Genomic DNA, 4384 nt, shown 5'->3' with positions numbered 1-4384 from the left:
AAGCAAAACAAAAAAAAAAAAAAAGAAAAAAAACACCCCCCCCCCCCCCCCCCCCCCCCCCCCCCCCCCCCCCCCCCCCCCCCCCCCGCTTCCGCATGTGTGCCCGGCCGGCCCCTTGACGCGCGGGCCCTCCGGACACATTATTCATCGCATGATGAATTACGTGCCGGAGCCACCACCCCAGACCTCCGCCCCAGCCGTCCAGGCCCACGACCTCACCGTCGTCCGCGGCCCCCGCACCGTCCTGCACCATCTCGACTTCACGGTCCCCCGCGGCCAGGTCACCGGCCTGCTCGGCCCCTCCGGCTGCGGCAAGTCGACCCTCATGCGCTCGATCGTGGGCACCCAGGCCAAGGTCACCGGCACCCTTCAGGTCCTCGGCCACCCGGCCGGCCACCCCGCCCTGCGCACGCGCATCGGCTATGTCACCCAGGAAGCCTCCGTCTACGACGACCTGACCGTCCGGCAGAACCTGGAGTACTTCGCCGCGATCCTCGACCCCGGCCGCGCGGCCGCCGAACGCCGCCACGAGCACGTCACCCGGGCCATCACCGACGTCGACCTCACCAGCCACGCCGACGCCCTCGCCCGCAACCTCTCCGGCGGCCAGCGCAACCGGGTCTCACTGGCCGTGGCCCTGCTCGGCGCCCCCGAACTCCTCGTCCTGGACGAACCCACCGTCGGCCTCGACCCCGTCCTGCGCCGCGACCTGTGGCGCCTCTTCCACGACATCGCCGCCACCCGCGGCGCCACCCTCCTCGTCTCCTCCCACGTCATGGACGAGGCCGAGCGCTGCCACCGCCTCCTCCTCATGCGCGAGGGCGAGATCCTCGCGGACGACTCCCCGGACGCCCTGCGCACCCGCACCGGCAGCGACACCGTCGAGGCCGCCTTCCTCCACCTCGTCGACGAGGCAGCCGCGGCAGCCCGCCCCAAGGAGAGCACCCGATGAGCACCACGACCGCCCCCGCCCCGACCGGTGTCATCAACGCGGGCCGCACCACCGCCACCGCCGCCCGGGTCCTGCGCCAGCTCCGCCACGACCCGCGCACCATCGCGCTGATGATCGTCATCCCGTGCCTGATGCTGATCCTGCTGCGCTATGTCTTCGACGCCAGCCCGCGCACCTTCGACAACATCGGCGCATCCCTGCTCGGCATCTTCCCGCTGATCACGATGTTCCTGGTCACCTCCATCGCCACCCTGCGCGAACGCACCTCCGGCACCCTCGAACGCCTCCTGGCGATGCCCCTCGGCAAGGCCGACCTCATCGCCGGCTACGCCCTCGCCTTCGGCGCGATCGCCATCGTCCAGTCCGCCCTCGCCACCGGACTCGCCCTGTGGGTGCTCGGCCTCGACGTCACCGGCTCACCCTGGCTGCTCCTCCTCGTCGCCCTCCTCGACGCCCTGCTCGGCACGGCTCTCGGCCTCTTCGTCTCCGCCTTCGCCGCCTCGGAGTTCCAGGCGGTCCAGTTCATGCCGGCGGTGATCTTCCCCCAGCTCCTCCTCTGCGGCCTGTTCACCCCCCGGTCCGACATGCAGCCCGCCCTCACGGGCATCTCCGACGTCCTGCCGATGTCCTACGCCGTCGACGGCATGAACCAGGTCCTGCACCACACCGACATGACCGCGACCTTCGTCCGAGACGTCCTGATCGTGGCCGGTTGCGCGTTGCTGGTCCTGGTACTGGGCGCGGCCACCCTCCGGCGCCGCACGGCCTGACCGACCTCCGCCGATCCCACGACGCCGGACGGCCTCCCTGCGCCCGTGTTCCGCCTGCCGGACAACCACCCGCACGCTCACGGCCCGGTGCGAGGATGACCCCATGAGCCAGAAAGTCGCAGTCCTCGGCACCGGCAAGATCGGCGAAGCCCTGCTCAGCGGAATGATCCGGGCCGGCTGGGCCCCCGCCGACCTCCTGGTCACCGCCCGCCGCCCGGAACGCGCCGAAGAACTCCGCACCCGCTACGGAGTCAGCCCGGTCACCAACACCGAGGCCGCCAAGACCGCCGACACCCTCATCCTCACGGTCAAGCCGCAGGACATGGGCACCCTCCTGGACGAGCTCGCCCCGCACGTCCCGGCCGACCGCCTGGTCATCAGCGGCGCCGCCGGTATCCCCACCTCCTTCTTCGAGGAGCGCCTGGCCGCAGGCACCCCGGTCGTCCGCGTCATGACCAATACCCCCGCCCTCGTCGACGAGGCCATGTCGGTCATCTCCGCCGGCAGCCACGCCACCGAGGAGCACCTCGCGCACGCCGAGGAGATCTTCGGTGCCGTCGGCAAGACACTCCGCGTCCCCGAGACCCAGCAGGACGCCTGCACCGCCCTGTCCGGCTCCGGACCCGCGTACTTCTTCTACCTGGTCGAGGCCATGACCGACGCCGGCATCCTGCTCGGCCTGCCCCGCGACAAGGCCCACGACCTCATCGTCCAGTCCGCCTTCGGCGCCGCCGTGATGCTCCGCGACAGCGGCGAACACCCCGTCAAGCTCCGCGAGAACGTCACCTCCCCGGCCGGTACGACGATCAACGCCATCCGCGAACTGGAGAACCACGGCGTACGAGCCGCCCTCATCGCCGCCCTCGAAGCCGCCCGCGACCGCAGCCGCGAACTCGCCTCCGGCAAGAAGGACTGACCCGGCGCCCGGGGGCGACGGCTCACCGCCGGCCGCCCGCCCCCGCACGCCTCAGGCCCGGGCGGGACCTAACACCCGACCCCGCTCAACGCCGTATCGAACACCGGCGGCAGCAGCCCGATCGCCCGGTACGCCGCATCGACGGTCGGCCGGGCCATCGCCCTCGCCTTCTCCGCACCATCCCGCAGCACCCCCTCCACATAGGCAGGATCCGCGCACAGCTCCCTGTGCCTGGCCTGCACGGGCCTGAGGACCTCCACCACCGCCTCCGCAGTGTCCTTCTTCAAGGCGCCGTACGAGTCGTAAACGCGTGCCAGTGACTCAGGGTTCCCGTCCGTGCACGCAGCGAGAATCTCCAGCAGGTTCGCGACCCCAGGCCGCCGCTCCCGGTCGTACTCCACGTCCCGCCCGCTGTCGGTGACGGCCCGCATGACCTTCTTCCGCACGACGTCCGGCTCGTCCAGCAGATAGACGACCCCCAGCCCCGAGTCGTCCGACTTCCCCATCTTCGACGTCGGATTCTGCAGATTCATCACCCGCGCCGCCACCGCCGGCCGCGTAGCCTTCGGCACCACGAACGTGTGCCCGAACCGCTGGTTGAACCGCACCGCCAGATCCCGCGCCAGCTCCACGTGCTGCACCTGGTCGTCCCCGACCGGCACCTCGTCCGCGCCGTAGCCCAGGATGTCCGCCGCCATCAGCACCGGATACGTCAGCAGCGACAGCCGCACCGTCCCGCCACGCTCCCGCACCTTCGCGGCCTTCTCCTTGTACTGGATCATCCGACGCATCTCACCGTCGGTCGCCACGCACTCCAGCAGGTATGACAGCCTCGTGTGCTCGTCGACATGGCTCTGCAGGAACACCGTGCACACCTCGGGATCGAGCCCCGCCGCCAGCATCAACGTCGCCGTCTGCCGACTGAGCCTGAGCAATCGCGCCGGATCCTGGTCCACCGTCAGCGCGTGCAGATCCACGACACAGAACACCGAGTCGGCCTGGTGCTGATCCGTATCAACCCAGCGCCGCAGGGCTCCCAGGTAGTTGCCCAGCGTCAGATGCCCGGTCGGCTGAATCCCGCTGAAGACCCGCTTCATCTCCACTCCACCTCCTGGTCGGGACCGCCGCTCCTGCGGCCGGCCCCCGGAGTCCGGAGGAGATACGAGAACGGCCGCCGAAGCGGCGGCCGTTGGATGCATACGTGACTACGGCCGCCGTCAGGCGGCCCACCAGAGCTGGGTACACGTACGCGTCGTCATGAGGATCAGAGTACGCCTCCGGAGTGCGTCCGGGGCAAGAGTTGACACACGCCACGCCGATCCGTACTGTTCTCCGAGTTGTCCGACGTGAGCGCCGACTCCGGTCGGTCCCCGGACAGCCACCCCGCAAGTACCAACCAGCAATCGACGCTTCGGCGCCGACTGTTTTGGCATGCGTAATTGCGGAATGAGGAATCCGCGTTCGAAAGGACGCAGCCCCGATTAGCTCGGGAGCACGGAATCCGCTAAAGTCTCACTCGTCGGAACGGCCCAACAGCCGCAAAGACAAACCCGCTGACTGGGAGTCAGACGCCGAAAGGATCTGATAGAGTCGGAACCGCCGGAAAGGGAAACGCGAGAGCGGGAACCTGGAAAGCACCGAGGAAATCGGGTCGAGAAAAGATCTGATAGAGTCGGAAACACCGAAGGGAAGCGCCCGGAGGAAAGCCCGAGAGGGTGAGTACAAAGGAAGCGGCCGTTCCTTGAG

The 4384-nt window shown here is 69.3% G+C and carries 4 protein-coding genes; 3 read left to right on the top strand and 1 reads right to left on the bottom strand.

Annotated features, from left to right (window positions below; genetic code table 11):
* Positions 1-151: 151 nt before the first annotated feature.
* From ACZ418_RS33725 to proC, 3 genes are all read left to right on the top strand, one after another.
* Complete coding sequence (locus ACZ418_RS33725) at positions 152-952, top strand: ABC transporter ATP-binding protein (RefSeq protein WP_468370769.1); 801 nt, start codon at positions 152-154, stop codon at positions 950-952.
* Positions 949-1722, top strand: coding sequence for an ABC transporter permease (locus tag ACZ418_RS33720; protein WP_468370767.1), 774 nt, complete (start codon positions 949-951; stop codon positions 1720-1722). The genes ACZ418_RS33725 and ACZ418_RS33720 overlap by 4 nt, the downstream gene beginning before the upstream one ends.
* A 103-nt stretch (positions 1723-1825) precedes the next feature.
* Entirely contained in the window at positions 1826-2638 is an 813-nt protein-coding gene (gene proC / locus ACZ418_RS33715) for a pyrroline-5-carboxylate reductase (protein ID WP_468370765.1), read from the top strand.
* Positions 2639-2706: 68 nt separating this feature from the next.
* Here proC and trpS read toward each other — a convergent pair whose 3' ends face one another.
* The gene (gene trpS / locus ACZ418_RS33710; RefSeq protein WP_468370763.1) at positions 2707-3735 is read right to left on the bottom strand and encodes a tryptophan--tRNA ligase; all 1029 of its coding nucleotides are present in this window, start codon (positions 3733-3735) and stop codon (positions 2707-2709) included.
* Between the last annotated feature and the right edge of the window lie 649 nt (positions 3736-4384).

Source organism: Streptomyces sp. NPDC030820 (assembly GCF_055572075.1).
Note: the sequence above shows the minus strand (reverse complement) of the source record. Positions and strands in the feature narration are given on the sequence as shown.